Raw genomic sequence first — 17,428 nt, forward strand, 5'->3', positions numbered from 1 at the left:
CGACGCATTTCCGATTGTTCAAAAACAATTCTCGGTGAGAGGTCAGGCGGCCTTCTTCTTCGCCAGCCGCGCCTTGATCGAGGCGACGTCGGCGCGCGGCGTCGCGGCGAACAGCGTCCTGGTGTAGTTGTGCTTGGGGTCGGCGAAGACCTCCTCGCGCGAGCCGTATTCGACGGCTTCGCCGAAATACATCACCATCACATCGTCGGCGATGTAGCGCACGACCGACAGATCGTGGCTGATGAAGACATAGGTCAGCTGGAATTCGTCCTGCAGGTCGGCGAGCAGGTTGAGCACCTGCGCCTGCACCGAAAGATCGAGCGCGGAGACCGGTTCGTCAAGCACCAGCAGGCTCGGGTTCAGCATCAGCGCGCGGGCAATGGCGATGCGCTGGCGCTGGCCGCCCGAGAACATGTGAGGATAGCGATTGTAGTGCTCGGTTCCGAGGCCGACTTTCTTCAGCATCCTCATGGCGAGGTCGCGCCGCTCTTCGGCCGGCTTGTCGGTGTTGATGAGCAGCGGCTCGCCCAGCACATCTCCGATCTTTTGGCGCGGATTGAGCGATCCGTAAGGGTTCTGGAAGACGATCTGCACCTTGCGGCGCATCTCCCTGGTCAGGCCGTTCCTTGCGATGTCGACCTTGTTGCCGTCGATGAACAGTTCGCCCGACGTTGCCGGATCGATCAGCGTGATGATGCGCGCCAGCGTTGACTTGCCGCAGCCCGATTCACCGACGATGGCCAGCGTCTTGCCCTTGTCGACGCTGAACGAGACGCCCTTGACCGCATGCACGGTGCGCGCGCCGCGAAACAGGCCGCCGCCGACGTGATAGTCGCGCACGATGTCCTTGCCTTCGACGACCTTGATGCTCATCAGACGCCCCCGGCAGCCGGTTCGAACAGCATGTCCGAGACGGTCGGTAGCCGGTCGCCGACGGCATTTTCCGGCAGCGCCGACAAAAGCGCGCGGGTGTAATTGCTCTTCGGCGATTCAAACAGCGACAGCACGTCGGCCTCTTCCATCTTGCGGCCCTTGTACTGGACGATGACGCGGTCGGCGGTCTCGGCGACGACGCCCATATTGTGGGTGATCATGATCAGGCCCATGCCGTATTTGACCTGCAGCGAGACCAGCAGGTCGAGGATCTGCTTCTGGATGGTAACGTCGAGCGCGGTGGTCGGCTCGTCGGCGATCAGAAGCTTGGGATTGCAGGCGATGGCGATGGCGATCATCACCCGCTGGCACTGGCCGCCCGACATCTGGTGCGGGAACGAGTTCAGCCGTTCGGCCGGCTCGGCAATGCCGACCTGCGTCAGCAATTCGATGGCGCGCTCGCGACGCTGGGCCTTGTCCATGCCCATATGGAAGCGCAGCACTTCCTCGATCTGGAAGCCGACGGTGAAGCACGGATTGAGACTGGCCATCGGCTCCTGGAAGATCATCGACATGTCCTTGCCGACGATCTTGCGACGGTCGGCCGGGCTCATCTTCAGAAGATCGCGACCGTTGAAGCTCATCTGGTCGGCAGTGACCGTCGCCGTCCACGGCAACAGCCCCATCACAGCCAGCATCGACACCGACTTGCCGGAGCCGGATTCGCCGACGATGGCCAGCACTTCACGTTCGTTCACATGGAGCGAGACGCCATCGACCGCGCGGAACGGGCCGGATGCGGTCTGGAACTCGACGACGAGATTGCGGATGTCGAGCAGCGCCATTACGACCTCCTCAGCTTCGGATCGAGCGCATCGCGCAGACCGTCGCCGATCAGGTTGATGGCAAGCACGGTGATGAGGATGGCCAGACCGGGGAAGGTCACCACCCACCAGGCGCGCAGGATGAATTCACGCGCCGAGGCGAGCATGGTTCCCCATTCCGGTGTCGGCGGCTGGGCGCCAAGGCCGAGAAAGCCGAGAGCGGCCGCCTCCAGGATGGCGTTGGAGAAGGACAGCGTGCCCTGCACGATCAGCGGCGCCAGGCAGTTGGGCAGGATGGTGCGCAGCATAAGCCTTATATGGCCGGCGCCGGCGACCTTGGCGGCGACCACATATTCGCGGCTCTTTTCGGCCATGACGGCAGCGCGCACCAGACGGGCAAAGTGGGGTTGCAGGACAAGCGCGATGGCCAGCATGGCGTTGAACAGGCCGGGGCCGAGGATGGTGACCAGAACCAGCGCCAAGAGCAGCGACGGAAAGGACAGGATCAGATCCATGACCCGCATGATCGCCACGTCGACCCAGCCCCGGAAATAGCCAGCCAAAAGGCCGAGCGTGATGCCGCCGACAAGCGCCAGCGTGACCACGACGGCGCCGATGAGCAGCGAGAAACGCGCGCCATAGAGCAGGCGCGAGAGCATGTCGCGGCCGACCGCGTCGGTGCCAAGCAGATATTCCATGCTGCCGCCTGCCTGCCAGGCCGGCGGACGCAAGAAAGCGGTCTTGTCCTGGATGTCGGGCGCATAGGGTGCCAGCAGCGGTGCAAAGAGCGCGGCCAGCACCAAAAGGATGAAGACGAACAGGCCGATGACGGCGCCGCGGTTTACCGAGAAATAGTGCCAGAAAGTCCTGAAGCCGGTCAGTCGGTCAGGGTTGCCGGCGGCCATCGGGGCGATTTCGGTCGACTGGCTCATCACGCCGCCCTGATGCGCGGGTTGATGACGGCATAAAGCACGTCGACGATCAGGTTCACGGCCATGACGATAAGGGCGATCAGCAGCAAGCCTGACTGCACGACGACATAGTCGCGCTTGGATATGGATTCGACCATCCACTTGCCGATGCCCGGCCAGGCGAAGATGGTTTCTGTGAGAATGGCGCCGGCGAGCAGGGTACTGACCTGCAGGCCGATGGTGGTGACCACCGGGATCAGCGCATTGCGCAGCGCATGCACGCCGATGACGCGGGACGACGACAGGCCCTTGGCGCGGGCGGTCCGCACATAGTCTTCGCCCAGCACTTCGAGCATGGCCGAGCGCGTCTGGCGCGCGATCACCGCCAGCGGGATGGTGCCGAGCACAATTGTCGGCAGCACCAGGTGGCTCAATGCCGAGCGGAAAGCATCCCATTTGCCGTAGAGCAGGCTGTCGAGGGTCAGGAAGCCGGTGATCGGCTTGATAAAGAACTGAAGGCCGATGCGTCCTGAAACCGGGGTCCAGCCGAGATAGCCGGAGAAAAAGATGATCAGCAGCAGACCCCACCAGAAAATCGGCATGGAATAGCCGACAAGGGCGGTGCCCATCAGCCCCTGGTCGAACCAGGAGCCGCGTTTGACCGCAGCAATGATGCCGGCCGGGATGGCCAGCACCATGGCGAAGATCATGGCGAAGACTGAGAGCTCGACGGTTGCCGGGAAGAGCGTCATGAAATCTTCGATGACCGGCCGCTTGGACGAAATCGACACGCCGAAATTGCCGGTCGCGGCATCGCGGACATAATGCGCGTATTGCTGCCAGATCGGCAAATTGTAGCCGAACTGTTCCTTCAGTTCCGCGTAACGCTCGGGCGACACGCCATGCTCGCCGGCCATGGCAAGAATGGGATCGCCAGGCAGCAGCCTGACGAAAGCGAAGGCGCAGATGGTGATGCCGATCAGCGTCGGCAGCACCAAGACGATTTTGTTTAGGAGATATCGGAGCATCTTGAAAAGCGGGCGGCGCCTGATTGCGCGACGCCCGCCTAACAGTTCTATTCGGCCTTGTCGACGCCGTCGAAGCGATGAATGCCGAGCGGGTCCATCATGAAGCCGCTGACATTCTTGCGCACGACTGCGTAGACCTGGCTGTGTGCCATGAGGAAGGCCGGAGCCTGCTTCTGGAAGACAACCTGCGCCTCTTCATAGAGCTTGGTGCGTTCGGCCTGGTCGCTGGTCTTCTTGGCCTTCTGGATCAGATCCTCGAAGTCCTTGTCGCACCAGCTGGAGTAGTTCGACACGCCGATGGCCGAGCAGGCGAACAGCGTGGCGAAGAAATTGTCCGGATCGCCATTGTCACCGGTCCAGCCGATCTGGAAGGCGCCCGGACGCTCCTTCTTCTTGCCTTCTTCGCGGTACTTCGTCCACTCGTAGCTGACGATCTCCGCCTTGACGCCGACCTTGGCCCAGTCAGCCTGGATCAGTTCGGCGGCGCGCTGGAAGTTCGGGTTGTAGGGACGGACGCGGTCGGAGGCCCAAAGCTGGATCTCCTTCAATCCGGCATCGGCCAGCACCTTCTTGGCGGCTTCCGGATCATAGGCGTCGGACTTCACGTCCTTGTTCCACGACCACATGGTCGGCGGGATCAGGTTTACGGCCGGCGTGGCGCCGGCGTCCTGGAACAGCGACTTGATGAGCGATTCCCGATCGATCGCCTGGTTGAGCGCATGGCGCACTTCAGGCTTGTCGAGCGGCGGGATGGTGGTGTTATAGCTCATATAGCCGATGTTGAGGCCAGCCTGATCCATCAGGGTCACGTCGGCGTTGGCCTTGATCGTGCCGATGTCGGCAGGATTCGGATAGGGCGCGATATCGCATTCGCCGGCGAGCACCTTCTGGATGCGGGCGGTGGCGTCAGGCGTGATCGCGAAGACGAGATCGTCGATCTTTTCCTTGCCCTTGAAGTAGTCCGGGTTGGCCGCATAGCGGATGACCGAATCCAGCTGGTAGTCGACGAACTGGAACGGACCTGTACCGACCGGCTTGGTCGAGAAGTCGGCCATCTTGCCGTCTTTTTCCAGCTGGTCGGCATATTCCTTCGACACGATCGAGGCGAAGTCCATGCCGAGATTGGCCAGCATCGGCGCGTTCGGCTCGGTCAGCGTCAGCTTCACGGTCAGGTCATCGACCTTTTCCCACTTGGCGACGTATTTCGGCATGTCCATGCCGGTGTAGTAGTCCCAGGTCAGGTTCGGCAGGTACTTCTCGCCGTTCCAGGGGTTTTCCTTGTTGAACTGGCGATCGAACGAAAAGACGACGTCGTCGGCATTGAAATCACGCGTCGGCTTGAAGAAATCCGTCGTCTGGAACTTCACGCCCGGATGCAGGTGGAAAGTATAGACCAGGCCGTCGTCCGAAATCTCCCATTTGTCGGCGAGACCGGGCACAACTTCGGTGCCGCCATGCTTGAACTCGACCAGGCGCGAATAGACGGTGCGCGACGAGGCGTCGAAGTCGTTGCCGCCCGTCGTGGTACCCGGGTCGAAGTTGGCCGGCGAGGCCTCCGAGCAATAGACCAGCGTCTTGGCATTGGCCACACCGCCGAGGACGCTTGCAGCCAGCAACGCGGCTGCAAAAGTCAGTTTCTTTTTCATTGAGCACTCCCTGATGTTCTTCCAAGCCCCTCTATAGGCTCGCGAAGCGCGCATATAAGCACCGTTTTTCCGGCTTTGGAACACCCTGTTTGCCTACCCCACCGTAAGCAGAAAATATTTCTCGGTCTTTGACGAACTGCAGAAACAAATAGCAAAATCTGCTAATCACGGGATTGTTAACGACCGCATTTTTTCATTGATCGCAGCAATCGTAAGCCAAAAATCCACAAGCCTGGGTTTCGCCACCGAGATGACCGGACGGCATTGCCTGAGCTGGCATCGCGGGAAGGATTTCGACGGCAAATCTTTGCCGTCCTGCCGCTGGGGCAAGACTTGCACGGCCGCCGATAGTCGCAATAGATAGATGACACGCTGGATTTTCCGGGAATCCGCGACATCGCTGCAGCGGAGGACGCCTCACCACATCGAGGCGGCGCAGCAGGAGCAGGCAACAGAACGACCGAGGGAGGCTAGAGGTGGCGAAAGCAACAAAGACAACGGCCCCGGCGAAAGCAAAAGCGGCGAAAGCTTCAAAACCGGCCGCCGCTGCCGCCAAGTCGAAAGCGCCACCGGCCAAAGCCACTCCCGCCGTCAAGCCAACGGCAACCTCGACGCCGGCGAAGGCAAGCGCCAACCCGGCAGCGAAACCTGCGGTCAAGCGCGCGGCGAAGACAACACCCGCTGCAAAGCCCGCCCAGCCGCCAGCCGCGAAGACAGCCGCGGCGAAGCCCGCCTCGAAGCCGTCGCCGGGCGCGGCCAAAAAACTGCCGAATACGCTGACGGCGCTTGCCGCGGGCTTGCCGGAAAAGCCATGGCTAAAAAGCTATTCGAAAGTCGTGCCGGCGGAGATCGGCGCCCTGCCCTACAGTTCGATCGGCGACTTCCTCGTCGGCGCCTGCAAGCAGTTTTCCGGCCAGCCGGCATACGTCTGCATGGGCAAGTCGATCTCCTATGCCGAACTCGAGCGGCAATCGGCCGCCTTCGGCGCTTATCTGCAATCGAAGGGCCTGCAGAAAGGCGCACGCGTGGCGCTGATGATGCCGAATGTGCTGCAATATCCGGTGGCGATGATGGCCGTGCTTCGCGCCGGCTATGTCGTGGTGAACATCAATCCGCTCTACACGCCGCGCGAGCTCGAACATCAGCTCAAGGATTCCGGCGCGCAGGCGATCGTCATTCTGGAGAATTTCGCCAGCACCCTGGACGCGGTGATTGCCAGGACGGCGGTCAAGCATGTGGTGGTCGCGGCGATGGGCGACATGCTCGGCGGCCTCAAGGGCACGATCGTCAACCTGGTCGTGCGCCGGGTGAAAAAGATGGTGCCGGCCTGGTCGCTGCCCGGCCATGTCAAGTTCAATGCGGCGGTGAAGGCCGGCGCCGGCATCGCCTTCAAGCCGGCCAAGATGGAAGCCAGCGACGTCGCCTTCCTGCAATATACAGGCGGCACCACGGGGATTTCCAAAGGTGCTGTGCTGCTGCACTCCAATGTGCTGTCCAATGTCGCGCAGAACACGCTGTGGCTGCAGGACGCCTATGCGATCAAGCCGAAACCGGCGCATCTCAATTTCATTTGCGCACTGCCGCTCTACCATATCTTCGCGCTGACGGTGAACGCGCTGATGGGCATGCAGCAGGGCGCCCAGAACGTGCTCGTTCCCAACCCGCGCGACATTCCCGGCTTCGTCAAGGAGCTGCAGAAATACCCGATGCACATTTTCCCCGGCCTCAACACGCTGTTCAACGCGCTGCTCAACAACGAGGATTTCCGCAAGCTCGACTTCAAGCCGCTGATCATGACGCTGGGTGGTGGCATGGCGGTGCAGAAGGGGGTTGCCGAGCGCTGGAAGGCGCTGACCGGCAATTCGATCACCGAGGGCTACGGGCTGTCGGAGACCTCGCCGGTGGCGACCGCCAACAAGTTCAGCGACAGCAATTTCACCGGCACGATCGGCCTGCCGCTGCCGTCGACCGAGATCGTCATCCGCGACGATGACGGCAACAACCTGCCGCTCGGCGAGGTCGGCGAGATCTGCATTCGCGGGCCGCAGGTCATGGCCGGTTACTGGAACCGGCCGGACGAGACCGCCAAGGTGATGACCAAGGACGGGTTTTTCAAATCCGGCGACATGGGCTTCATGGACGAGCGCGGCTACACCAAGATCGTCGACCGCAAGAAGGACATGATCCTGGTCTCCGGCTTCAACGTCTACCCCAACGAACTCGAGGAAGTCGTCGCCCAGCATCCGGGCGTGCTCGAAGTGGCGGCGGTCGGCGTGCCGGACGAGCATTCGGGCGAAGTGCCGAAGCTGTTCATCGTCAAGAAGGATCCGGCGCTGACCGTTGAGGCAATCACTGCGTATTGTCGCGAGAACCTGACCGGCTACAAGCGGCCGAAATACATCGAGTTCAGGACCGAGCTGCCGAAGACGCCGGTGGGCAAGATTTTGCGCCGGGCGCTGCGGGAATAATTTGAACGGCGAGCCTGGCGACGGCGGGATGGCGGACGATAGTCGGCGTCCCGATGCAGTAGTGTTCATCAAGGCGAACCTGCGGCTTGCGCCCGTTCCCGCGCTCCCTGAAATCCAGCTCTATACGGCTCATTCCGGCAGCGGCCTGAGGCGGCTTGTCGAGTGGCGAGCTCATGGACCGGAAGACGGCAGCCAGACCGAGGAGCACGAAGCTGAGCCGCAGCCGCCCTACTGGGCCTATGCCTGGGCCGGCGGCGCCGTGCTGGCGCGCTATATACTCGACCATCCGCAAATCGTGGCCGGTCACCGCGTGCTCGACCTCGGCGCCGGCTCGGGCCTCGTCGGCATCGCCGCCGCCAAGGCCGGCGCCAGCGCGGTGATCGCCGCCGAGAGCGATCGCAACGGCGTCGCCGCGATCGGCCTCAACGCGTTGGCCAACGGCGTCGAGATCACCATTGTCGATCAGGATATCACCACGGGCCCGCCGCCAGCGGTCGATCTCGTGCTTGCCGGCGACGTGTTCTACGGCCGCGAGGTTGCTCTGCGGGTGATCCCGTTCCTCGACCGCTGCCTGGCAGCCGGCATCGAGGTGCTGGTCGGCGATCCCCGCCGCGCCGATCTGCCGCTGTCGCGGCTACGATTGCTCGCCGAATATCAGGTGCCGGATTTCGGCGACGCAAAGGGTGATTTGACCAAGCCGAGCGGTGTGTTTTGGTTCGAGCCGGAAGATTGCTAGCGCGACGCGGCAAAGCCCAGTCGCTCTGAATGGCCGGATTCTACTCATTGTGGACAAACCTCAAGGGGCAGAAAATAGATTGGATTAGCCGTTGATAGGAGAAGTCGAATGGCGTGGATTAAAGTTGTTCAACGTATCGGCTTCATAGTTTGCCCAAAGTGCGAAAATCGCGGCTTCGAGCTTCAGCCTGGCGAAGACATCGATAACGCAAGCGCCAAGATCAGGTGCGGCAGATGCGGGTACGTTTGCTCTGCTGATGAGTAGCCCACTATGTCCGAAAACAAACCAGAAGCTCCATAGTTTCATGGCTGCTTCCCCCAACTCGGCCATTGGCGGGGAAATCCCGAGCCGAATTGAGTTTGCCCCAGGCCCCCGTCAGACCGTCTCCTTGACCCGCGCCGACAGAAAGTCCGGCAAGTCGGCAACCGAATCCAGAACGACATCGGCGATCGACGCCAGCGATTCCCGCGTGCCGGTGCCGGAGAGCACGCCGACCGCCAGGCCGCAGCCGCCGGCACGCGCCATCTCCAGGTCGTGGCGGTTGTCGCCGACCATGGCGATCTCGGACGCCTTCAACCCGGTCAGGTCGCAAAAGGCGACGATCGTGTCCGGCGCCGGTTTCGGATTGGCGACCGCGTCATAGCCATAGGCGGCGGTGAACAGCTGCGCGACGCCGAGCGTGACCATGGTCTTTTCGGCACCGGCAGTCGAATCATTGGTGGCGACGCCGAGCCGGTAGGATCGCTTGTGCAGAGCCGTCAGCGCCGCGACGATGCCGGGCAAGGCCACCGCCATCGATGAGCCTTGCACCGAGGTGATCTCGTTGAAACGGGCGACGGCCAGCATCTGGTCCTCGTCGGACAGGCGCGGGAACCATAGTTCGACGACATCCATGTTGGTGCCCGAGGCGAAGATGGAATCCGGCTTGAAACGCTTGGCGACAAAATCGAAGCCCGCCGCTGAAAGCAGCCTGTCGGCTTTCCAGCGATCGCCCTCGGCAGCATCCATGGCCATGAAATCGGCGATGCCGAGCCAGGTCGCGTTGAAATCGACAAGCGTGCCGTCCTTGTCGAACAATATGCCCTTGATGTCGGCCGGATTTTTCATTGCGCCCCCCGCAGTTGCTGGATGCGCGCCACCAGCCCGGCCGTCGATGCGTCGCGCTTGGCGGCGCTCTCCTTGCCTTCCACGACTGGCAACAGGCCGGTCGCCAGCTCCTTGCCGAGCTCGACGCCCCATTGGTCGAAGGAATTGATGTTGAACAGAGTGCCTTCGACGAAGACGCGGTGCTCGTAAAGCGCGATCAGCCGGCCGAAGGTGCGCGGGTCGAGCTTGCGGTAGAGGATCGTCACCGAGGGGCGGTTGCCGGAGAAGACGCGGTGCGGGGCTATTCTGTCGACATCGGCCGGCTTCATGCCCTTGGCCAGCATCTGCGCGCGAGCCTCGTCCAGCGTGCGGCCCTTCATCAACGCTTCCGATTGGGCCAGGCAATTGGCAAGCAGTAGATCGTGCTGGTGCTTCAGATCCGGCTCATGGCCGACGGCAGCGGCAAGGAACTCGACCGGGATGGAATCGGTGCCCTGGTGCAGCAGCTGGAAGAAGGCGTGCTGGCCATTGGTGCCGGGCTCGCCCCAGACCAGCGGTCCGGTCGGCGTCGTCACCGGCGTGCCGTCGAGGGTGACGCCCTTGCCGTTCGATTCCATGTCGAGCTGCTGCAGATAGGCCGGCAGCCTGGAAAGGCGCTGGTCATAAGGGATGACCGCACGCGCCGGATAACCGCAGATCACGCGATGCCACCAGCCGACCAGCCCCAGCAGCGCCGGCAGGTTCTTCTGCAGGGGTGCGGTGCGGAAGTGCTCGTCCATCTCATGCGCGCCATCGAGGAAGGCGCGGAAGTTGCGCGGGCCGATGGCGATCATCACCGGCAGGCCGATGGCGCCCCACAGCGAATAGCGGCCGCCGACCCAGTCCCAGAAGCCGAACACGCGATCCGCTTCGATGCCGAACTTGGAAACCAGGTCGAGCGCGGTCGAGACGGCGGCGAAATGCTTGCCGACAGCTTCCTTGCCGAGCGCCTTCTGCACCCATTCGCGCGCCGTCTCGGCATTGGTCATCGTCTCGACCGTGGTGAAGGTCTTCGAGGCGATGATGAACAGGGTGGTTTCGGCCGACAGGCCCTTCAGCGTGTCGTGGATATGGGCGCCGTCGATGTTGGAGACGTAGTGCGCGCGCGGGCCGTCGTGATAGGGCGCCAGCGCCAGCGTCGCCATGGCCGGGCCGAGATCGGAGCCGCCAATGCCGATGTTGACAATGTCGGTGATTTTCTTGCCGGTGGCGCCGGCGGCCTTGCCGGAGCGAATGGCGTCGGCGAAAGCGCCCATGGCGTCGAGCACGGACAGCACATCCGCCTTGACGTCCTGGCCATCGACGGTGACGCCCTTGCCCGAGAGGTTGCGCAGCGCCGTGTGCAGCACGGCGCGGTCTTCGGTGATGTTGATTTTCTTGCCGGAAAACATTGCGGCGCGGCGACCTTCGAGATCGGCGGCGGCGGCGAGCTTCTCGAGCAGTTCCATCGTGCCCTGGTCGACCGCGCATTTCGACCAGTCGAGCAAAAGGTCGCCGTCGCTGGCCGAGAACGTCTCGAAGCGCTTGGGGTCGGCGGCAAAAGCCTCGCGCATCGTACCCGATGCCGCCGCGCGCGCAGCACGCAAGGCGACAAGCTGTTTGTCGAAGGAGGAATGATCCACTTTCGGCTCCTGATCGTTTTTCACGACATCTTATCAGACCGGATGTTTCCGGCGCGTGTCGTCGCGCTGATCTTATTGAGCCGAATTCCGCATGTTTCAATGCGTGGGGATGACGCAGTGCAGCATAGTGCGATGTGATGGAGCTATGACGCTGCGCGCCGCGCTGGATGATTTGATGGGAGTAGCGACGACGCTGCGCGTCGCGCTGGGGATAATGAGGCGCGACGACGCTTCGCATCGCGCGGGCGTCCGCGCTGCGGGATGACGCAAGCGTCACCCGGGGATGAGACGACGCTGCGCGTCGCGCATAGATCACTGGCATAAATCCCAGCGATCAGAAAAATTGATTGGCGCAACCCCTTGTGCCACGGTTACCTTCCGCTGGTCCAGCCAAGCAAAAAGACTGGCCATCGAGGAACACCTTCCATGCCACAGCGTAACGACACGGCCATATGGTCCGGCCTGTTCCGGATTTCGGCGGAATCGGGCCAGACCCTGCAGGCGCAGATCCGTCAGGCGATCGTCGCCGCCATTCTCGACCGGCAGATCGCCGCTTCGATGCCGCTTCCGTCCTGCCGCATCCTGGCTGAAAAACTCGGCGTCGCGCGCGGCACTGTGGTGCTGGCGTTCCAGCAATTGGTCGACCAAGGTTTCCTGGTGGCGCGCGAACGGCGCGGCCATTTCGTCAATCCGGATGTGCTGGCCACCCCCGCCAAGCCGCACCAGAAGGCGCCCGACCAGCAGAACGAGATCGACTGGAAGGCACGCCGGCAGATCGCCGCCAGCGACATGCCGCCACCGGCCAAGCACGACAACTGGATCAAGTCCTCCTACCCCTTCGTCTACGGCCAGTTCGACCCGGCGCTGTTCCCGACAGCCGAATGGCGTGAGTGCAACCGCATGGCGCTGGCCGTGCTCGAAATCCGCAACTGGGCCTCCGACATGGTCGATCGTGACGATCCGCTCTTGATCGAGCAGATCCAGGCGCGGCTGTTGCCGCGGCGCGGCATCTTCGCCAATCCGGACGAGATCATCGTCACGCTGGGCGCCCAGAACGCGCTCTATATGCTGGCGACACTGCTGATGACAAAGGGCTCCAAGGTCGCGATGGAAGACCCGGGATACCCCGACGCGCGCTCGATCTTCCGCTTGGCAGGCGCCGAAATCCAGCCGGTTCCGGTCGATCAGTCCGGCATCGTCACCTCGTCCATTCCCAACGATTCCGGCTTTGTCTTCGTCACCCCCAGCCACCACTGCCCGACCATGGTGCCGCTGTCGGCGGAGCGGCGGCAGGACCTTCTGGCGCGCGCCAACCGCCACAACCAGATCATCATCGAGGACGGCTATGACAGCCAGCTTCTCGACGAGGCGCCGCAGCAGGCGCTGAAGAGCCTCGATCGCTCGGGTCGCGTCGTCTATGTCGGCTCGATGTCGAAGACGCTGGCTCCGGGCCTACGGCTTGGCTACATCGTCGCTTCGGCTGGACTAATCTCCGAGCTCAGGGCGCTGCGCCGCTTCATGCTCAGGCACCCGCCGGCCAACAACCAGCGCGCGGTTGCGCTGTTCCTGTCGCTCGGCCATCACGAAGCCCTGGTGCGGCGGCTGTCGTCGGCCTTCGACGAGCGGCGCAAGCGTCTGGTCCATGCGATTTCCGCATTCCTGCCGGAATGGCGCTCGACCGATTCCGCCGGCGGCACATCGCTCTGGCTGGAAGGCCCGCGCGGCACCGATTCACGTGGACTGGCCGAGGCCGCGGCGTCGCGCAGCGTCATAATCGAGCCCGGCGATCGTTTCTTCGATCGCACCGAAAAGCCGTCGCGTTTCATGCGCTTGGGCATTTCCTCGATCGCATTGCAGCACATCGAGCCGGGTATTCGCGAGCTCGCGACCGCAGCCGGACGCAGGCCCGCTGCAGCCTGATTTGCCTGTGCCGGGGCTTTGAACAGTCCCGGCCCTTGGCATGATCACCAACATTCTGCATTAGCTCTCTGGCATACTCGGCTGCGTTGACTGGCCCATAGGCTGGGCCAATGGCAACGGCATAGTCGGCTGACAGAGGGACGAAGCAAGCCGACGGTGGACCAATCACCGCGCCGTGTTTCGCGAGCTAAAGGTGGAGTGCCCCCATGTCAGTGGCTGTTGAAAAGCAGGATGCGGCTCCTAAAGATGCATCAGCCGACCAGCGTTCGCGCCGATCCGGCGGGCGCGAAGCGCGCCGCGCCATGCGGGCCGCACCGCTTGCCGACGATATCCGGCCGGTGCGCGCCGGCCTCGAAGGCGGCAGCTACGGGCCGCTCAACCAGAACGACCAGGAGCGCATCCATGAAGCGGTGCTGACGCTGCTGGAGACCGTCGGCTTCGCCAATGCCATTCCCTCCTGCATCGAGGCGCTGACCGGGGTCGGCGCCGTCTATGGCGATGACGGCCGCGTCCGCTTCCCACGCGGGCTTGTGATGGACACGATCAGACGAGCCGCGCGGAATTTTACGCTGCACGGCCAGGACCCCAGGCATGACATGCTGATCCAGGGCAAGCGCGTGCATTACGGCACGGCGGGTGCGGCGGTGCATCTGGTCGATGTCGAAAAGCGCGAATACCGCGAGTCGCTGGTGCAGGACATTTACGACGCCGCCCGCCTCGTCGAAGGGCTCGACAACATCCATTTCTTCCAGCGGCCCATGGTGCCGCGCGACATTCCCGATCCGCTCGAAATGGACTTCAACACGCTCTATGCCTGCGTGATGGGGACGTCGAAGCATGTCGGCACCTCGTTCACGGTGCGCGAGAACGTGCAGCCGGCGCTGGAAATGCTTTATGCGATCGCCGGCGGCGAGGAGAATTTCCGCGCCCGGCCGTTCGTGTCGAACTCCAATTGCTTCGTCGTGCCGCCGATGAAGTTTGCCGAGGACGCCTGCGGCGTGCTCGAAGCCTGTGTCGACGGCGGCATCCCGATCCTGCTTTTATCGGCCGGCCAGGCCGGCGCCACCGCTCCCGCGGCGATTGCCGGCGCTGTGGTGCAAGCGGTGGCCGAAGTGCTTGTCGGCCTCATCTACGTCAACGCCATCAAGCCCGGGCATCCGGCGATCTTCGGCACCTGGCCGTTCGTCTCCGACCTCAGGACCGGCGCCATGTCGGGCGGCTCGGCCGAGCAGGCAGTGTTGACTTCGGCCTGTGCGCAGATGGCGCAGTTCTACGATCTGCCGGGCGGTTCGGCCGCCGGCATGACGGATTCGAAACTGCCCGACATCCAGTCCGGCTATGAAAAGGGCATCACCGACGTGATGGCCGGCCTTGCCGGCCTCAATCTGGTCTATGAATCGGCCGGTATGCATGCCTCGCTGCTCGGCTTTTGCCTGGAGAGCCTGATCATAGACAATGACATGCTGGGCCACTGCCTGCGCTGCGTGCGGGGCATCGAAGTGACCGACGAAGCGCTGTCGATCGACACCATCACCGAAGTCTGCATGAATGGCCCGGGCCACTATCTCGGCAACGAGCAGACGCTGCGCCTGATGCAGACCGAGTATTTTTATCCGGCCGTCGGCGACCGCTTTTCGCCCAAGGAATGGAACGAGAAGGGCCGGCCCGACATCTTGCAGCGGGCGATCATCGAAAAGAAGCGCGTGCTTGCCGAGCGCTTCCCGCGCCATGTGCCGAAGCTGCTCGACGACAAATTGCGCGCCCGCTTCGGCGAGATGATCAAGCTGCCACGCAGCGGCATGGGCGGGTAAGCTTCACCTTACGTAGGTCAGTCCGCACTTAACCCAAAGCGCTCGACCACTTCGGCGCTGATCAGCTTGCCATGCAGCGCCATCAGCACGATCTGGGCATCCAGGCTGTCGCCGGTTTCAAGCGCTGCCTCGATGCGGCGCTCAGCGTCCAGCCGCCGCTCCGGCCCATTGGCCTGCTCAAAGGTTTGTGGGCCTGCGATGCAATAACCAAACAGCTGCGCCACGGACCGATAAGCCTCTGGCGGGGGCTCGTCCGGCCAGTGATCCTTCATCAGATTGACGATGGTGAGCTTTACTCCCTCTGGCACCAGTGCCGGGTGAAGGTCGGCGCCGCGCAGCGCGTTGTCCAGTTCCCGCAAGTCACCCGAGCGGCCGAACATGCCGAGGAAACCGAGGGAAGAGCGCCGTTTAGTCATTGATGGGTGTTATCCCTCGTGCAGGACCTATCGAGACGACGTATCTGTAGACTTGGCCCAATCGATACAAGAGCGCTGCCATGAGAAAAGGCGGCCTACCCGATGGCAAGCCGCCTTCGATTTCACCAAACTTGCAACGCTTAGTGGTTGTCCCTCGGCACGCCGCTGGTATGGGCGACGTCCTGGTATTTCACCGCCGGCTTCAGCACCATGCCCTCCGAGAACTGGTCGACCATGGAGCGCTGGATTTCCTGCCATGGCGTCTGGTGCTTGGGATAGTGATAGCCGCCATCGTCCTGCAGTTCGGCACGGCGCCGCGTGATTTCCTCGTCGGAGACGAGGATGTTGGCAGTGCCTTTGCGTAAGTCGATGCGCACACGGTCGCCGGTCTTGAGCAGCGCCAGGCCGCCGCCAATGGCGGCTTCCGGGGAAGCGTTGAGGATAGAGGGCGACCCCGATGTGCCCGACTGGCGGCCATCGCCGATGCAGGCCAGCGCGTGAATGCCCTTCTTGATGAGATAAGCGGGCGGCTGCATGTTGACGACCTCGGCGCCGCCGGGATAGCCGATCGGGCCGGCGCCGCGCATGAATAGGATGGTGTGCTCGTCGATGCCTTGCGCCGGATCGTCGATGCGGGCGTGGTAGTCCTCCGGCCCGTCAAAGACCATGGCGTTGCCTTCGAAGGCTTCCGGGTCGTTCGGGTTGGAGAGATAGCGTTCGCGGAATTCCGGCGAGATGCCGCTCATCTTCATGATGGCGGAATCGAACAGATTGCCGCTGAGATTGATGAAGCCGGCATTGGCCTTCAGCGGCTCGGCAACAGTGCGGATGACATCGGTATTCTCGTTGGCGACCCCCTTGCAATTGTCGCCGATCGATTTCCCGTTGACGGTCATCGCTTCGGGATAGGGCAGCAGCTTGGCCTTCATCAGTTCGGCAACCACAGCCGGCACACCGCCGGCATGATGATAGTCCTCGCCGAGATATTCGCCAGATGGCTGCAGATTGACGATGAGCGGCACATGGAGGCCGACCGTCTGCCAGTCGTCATTGGTGAGCGGCACGCCGAGATGGCGGGCAATCGCGTTGAGGTGGATCGGCGCATTGGTCGAGCCGCCAATCGCCGAATTGACGACAATGGCGTTCTCGAACGCCTTGCGCGTCATGATGTCGGATGGCTTCAGATCCTCATGCACCATCTCGACGATGCGCTTGCCCGTCTCATAGGAGATCTGGCCGCGCTCGCGGTAGGGTGCCGGAATGGCAGCCGAGCCCGGCAATTGCATCCCGAGCGCCTCTGCCAGCGAGTTCATCGTGGTGGCGGTGCCCATGGTGTTGCAATAGCCGGTCGACGGCGCCGATGAGGCGACGATGTCCATGAACTCGTCATAGTCGATCTCGCCGGCGGAGAGCCGCTGGCGCGATTCCCAGACGATGGTGCCGGATCCCGTGCGCTTGCCTTTGTGCCAACCATTGAGCATCGGTCCGACCGAAAGTGCTATGGCCGGAATATTGACGGTGGCCGCCGCCATCAGCAGCGCCGGCGTGGTTTTGTCGCAGCCGATGGTCAGCACGACGCCGTCGAGCGGATAGCCGTAAAGCACTTCGACCAGGCCGAGATAGGCAAGGTTGCGGTCGAGTGCCGCGGTCGGGCGCTTGCCGGTCTCCTGGATCGGATGGCACGGGAATTCGAAGGGGATGCCGCCCATCGAGACGATGCCTTCGCGCACGCGCTTGGCGAGTTCGATATGATGGCGGTTGCATGGCGACAGATCCGAGCCGGTCTGGGCGATGCCGATCAGCGGCTTGCCAGACATCAGCTCGGCCCGCGTCAGGCCGTAGTTCAGGTAGCGCTCGAGGTAGAGCGCGGTCATGCCTGGATTGTCGGGATTGTCGAACCACTCCTGCGAGCGAAATTTCTTCTTTCCGGTGGGGGCGCCTGCCATCATGGTCTCCGTATTTGTAAGACAAATCGATATGGCAACGCGCGGAAGCAGGCAAGAGGGCGCACCGTCGCAACCGGACTTTGGTGCGATAGACACAGACCA

General features: G+C 62.8%; 14 protein-coding genes. 4 read left to right on the top strand and 10 right to left on the bottom strand.

Annotation, left to right across the window (positions count from 1 at the left end):
* Window positions 1-42 precede the first annotated feature (42 nt).
* The 5 genes from NKL06_RS13355 to NKL06_RS13375 are packed head-to-tail and all read right to left on the bottom strand — an operon-like array spanning window position 43 to window position 5,282.
* On the bottom strand, window positions 43-873 hold the full coding sequence (locus NKL06_RS13355) for a dipeptide ABC transporter ATP-binding protein (protein WP_023682050.1): 831 nt from the start codon (window positions 871-873) through the stop codon (window positions 43-45).
* Entirely contained in the window at window positions 873-1,718 is an 846-nt protein-coding gene (locus tag NKL06_RS13360; RefSeq protein ID WP_023692618.1) for an ABC transporter ATP-binding protein, read from the bottom strand. The genes NKL06_RS13355 and NKL06_RS13360 overlap by 1 nt, the downstream gene beginning before the upstream one ends.
* Entirely contained in the window at window positions 1,718-2,602 is an 885-nt protein-coding gene (locus NKL06_RS13365) for an ABC transporter permease subunit (protein WP_050485757.1), read from the bottom strand. The genes NKL06_RS13360 and NKL06_RS13365 overlap by 1 nt, the downstream gene beginning before the upstream one ends.
* Before the next feature lie 26 nt (window positions 2,603-2,628).
* Window positions 2,629-3,636, bottom strand: a complete 1,008-nt coding sequence (locus tag NKL06_RS13370) for an ABC transporter permease subunit (protein WP_023692619.1) — start codon at window positions 3,634-3,636, stop codon at window positions 2,629-2,631.
* Between the two features lie 47 nt (window positions 3,637-3,683).
* Entirely contained in the window at window positions 3,684-5,282 is a 1,599-nt protein-coding gene (locus NKL06_RS13375) for an ABC transporter substrate-binding protein (RefSeq protein WP_023669491.1), read from the bottom strand.
* Window positions 5,283-5,758: 476 nt separating this feature from the next.
* On the opposite strand from NKL06_RS13375, the gene NKL06_RS13380 reads away from it, so the two are divergent.
* Together NKL06_RS13380 and NKL06_RS13385 are read left to right on the top strand one after the other, a co-directional pair.
* On the top strand, window positions 5,759-7,750 hold the full coding sequence (locus NKL06_RS13380) for a long-chain fatty acid--CoA ligase (protein WP_023682052.1): 1,992 nt from the start codon (window positions 5,759-5,761) through the stop codon (window positions 7,748-7,750).
* Window positions 7,751-7,778: 28 nt separating this feature from the next.
* On the top strand, window positions 7,779-8,486 hold the full coding sequence (locus NKL06_RS13385) for a class I SAM-dependent methyltransferase (RefSeq protein WP_027049319.1): 708 nt from the start codon (window positions 7,779-7,781) through the stop codon (window positions 8,484-8,486).
* 84 nt (window positions 8,487-8,570) lie between these two features.
* Here NKL06_RS13385 and NKL06_RS13390 read toward each other — a convergent pair whose 3' ends face one another.
* The 3 genes from NKL06_RS13390 to pgi form a co-directional block, all read right to left on the bottom strand.
* Entirely contained in the window at window positions 8,571-8,792 is a 222-nt protein-coding gene (locus NKL06_RS13390; protein ID WP_155922478.1) for a hypothetical protein, read from the bottom strand.
* 69 nt (window positions 8,793-8,861) lie between these two features.
* Window positions 8,862-9,593, bottom strand: coding sequence for an HAD family hydrolase (locus NKL06_RS13395; protein ID WP_023688783.1), 732 nt, complete (start codon window positions 9,591-9,593; stop codon window positions 8,862-8,864).
* Complete coding sequence (gene pgi / locus NKL06_RS13400; protein WP_023688784.1) at window positions 9,590-11,233, bottom strand: glucose-6-phosphate isomerase; 1,644 nt, start codon at window positions 11,231-11,233, stop codon at window positions 9,590-9,592. Before pgi ends, NKL06_RS13395 begins: the two co-directional genes overlap by 4 nt.
* 426 nt (window positions 11,234-11,659) lie before the next feature.
* Between pgi and pdxR the strand changes: the two genes are divergently transcribed.
* Window positions 11,660-13,153 carry a MocR-like pyridoxine biosynthesis transcription factor PdxR gene (pdxR, locus tag NKL06_RS13405; RefSeq protein ID WP_023669484.1) on the top strand — a complete coding sequence of 498 codons (1,494 nt, stop codon included), beginning with the start codon at window positions 11,660-11,662 and terminating at the stop codon, window positions 13,151-13,153.
* A gap of 206 nt (window positions 13,154-13,359) precedes the next feature.
* Window positions 13,360-14,964, top strand: a complete 1,605-nt coding sequence (locus tag NKL06_RS13410; protein WP_023669483.1) for a trimethylamine methyltransferase family protein — start codon at window positions 13,360-13,362, stop codon at window positions 14,962-14,964.
* Between the two features lie 17 nt (window positions 14,965-14,981).
* Here NKL06_RS13410 and NKL06_RS13415 read toward each other — a convergent pair whose 3' ends face one another.
* Entirely contained in the window at window positions 14,982-15,380 is a 399-nt protein-coding gene (locus NKL06_RS13415; RefSeq protein ID WP_023692622.1) for a hypothetical protein, read from the bottom strand.
* Window positions 15,381-15,520: 140 nt separating this feature from the next.
* Complete coding sequence (locus tag NKL06_RS13420) at window positions 15,521-17,326, bottom strand: IlvD/Edd family dehydratase (RefSeq protein ID WP_023669481.1); 1,806 nt, start codon at window positions 17,324-17,326, stop codon at window positions 15,521-15,523.
* Window positions 17,327-17,428 lie beyond the last annotated feature (102 nt).

This window comes from Mesorhizobium sp. C268A (assembly GCF_040324475.1).
Taxonomy (GTDB): domain Bacteria; phylum Pseudomonadota; class Alphaproteobacteria; order Rhizobiales; family Rhizobiaceae; genus Mesorhizobium.

Coding starts and splice junctions, on each gene's coding strand:
- NKL06_RS13420 (WP_023669481.1), bottom strand. CDS start 17,326: ATGGCAGGCGCCCCCACCGGAAAGAAGAAATTTCGCTCGCAGGAGTGG.
- NKL06_RS13375 (WP_023669491.1), bottom strand. CDS start 5,282: ATGAAAAAGAAACTGACTTTTGCAGCCGCGTTGCTGGCTGCAAGCGTC.
- NKL06_RS13415 (WP_023692622.1), bottom strand. CDS start 15,380: ATGACTAAACGGCGCTCTTCCCTCGGTTTCCTCGGCATGTTCGGCCGC.
- NKL06_RS13370 (WP_023692619.1), bottom strand. CDS start 3,636: ATGCTCCGATATCTCCTAAACAAAATCGTCTTGGTGCTGCCGACGCTG.
- NKL06_RS13365 (WP_050485757.1), bottom strand. CDS start 2,602: ATGGCCGCCGGCAACCCTGACCGACTGACCGGCTTCAGGACTTTCTGG.
- NKL06_RS13355 (WP_023682050.1), bottom strand. CDS start 873: ATGAGCATCAAGGTCGTCGAAGGCAAGGACATCGTGCGCGACTATCAC.
- NKL06_RS13395 (WP_023688783.1), bottom strand. CDS start 9,593: ATGAAAAATCCGGCCGACATCAAGGGCATATTGTTCGACAAGGACGGC.
- NKL06_RS13390 (WP_155922478.1), bottom strand. CDS start 8,792: ATGAAACTATGGAGCTTCTGGTTTGTTTTCGGACATAGTGGGCTACTC.
- NKL06_RS13360 (WP_023692618.1), bottom strand. CDS start 1,718: ATGGCGCTGCTCGACATCCGCAATCTCGTCGTCGAGTTCCAGACCGCA.
- pdxR (WP_023669484.1), top strand. CDS start 11,660: ATGCCACAGCGTAACGACACGGCCATATGGTCCGGCCTGTTCCGGATT.
- NKL06_RS13385 (WP_027049319.1), top strand. CDS start 7,779: ATGGCGGACGATAGTCGGCGTCCCGATGCAGTAGTGTTCATCAAGGCG.
- NKL06_RS13410 (WP_023669483.1), top strand. CDS start 13,360: ATGTCAGTGGCTGTTGAAAAGCAGGATGCGGCTCCTAAAGATGCATCA.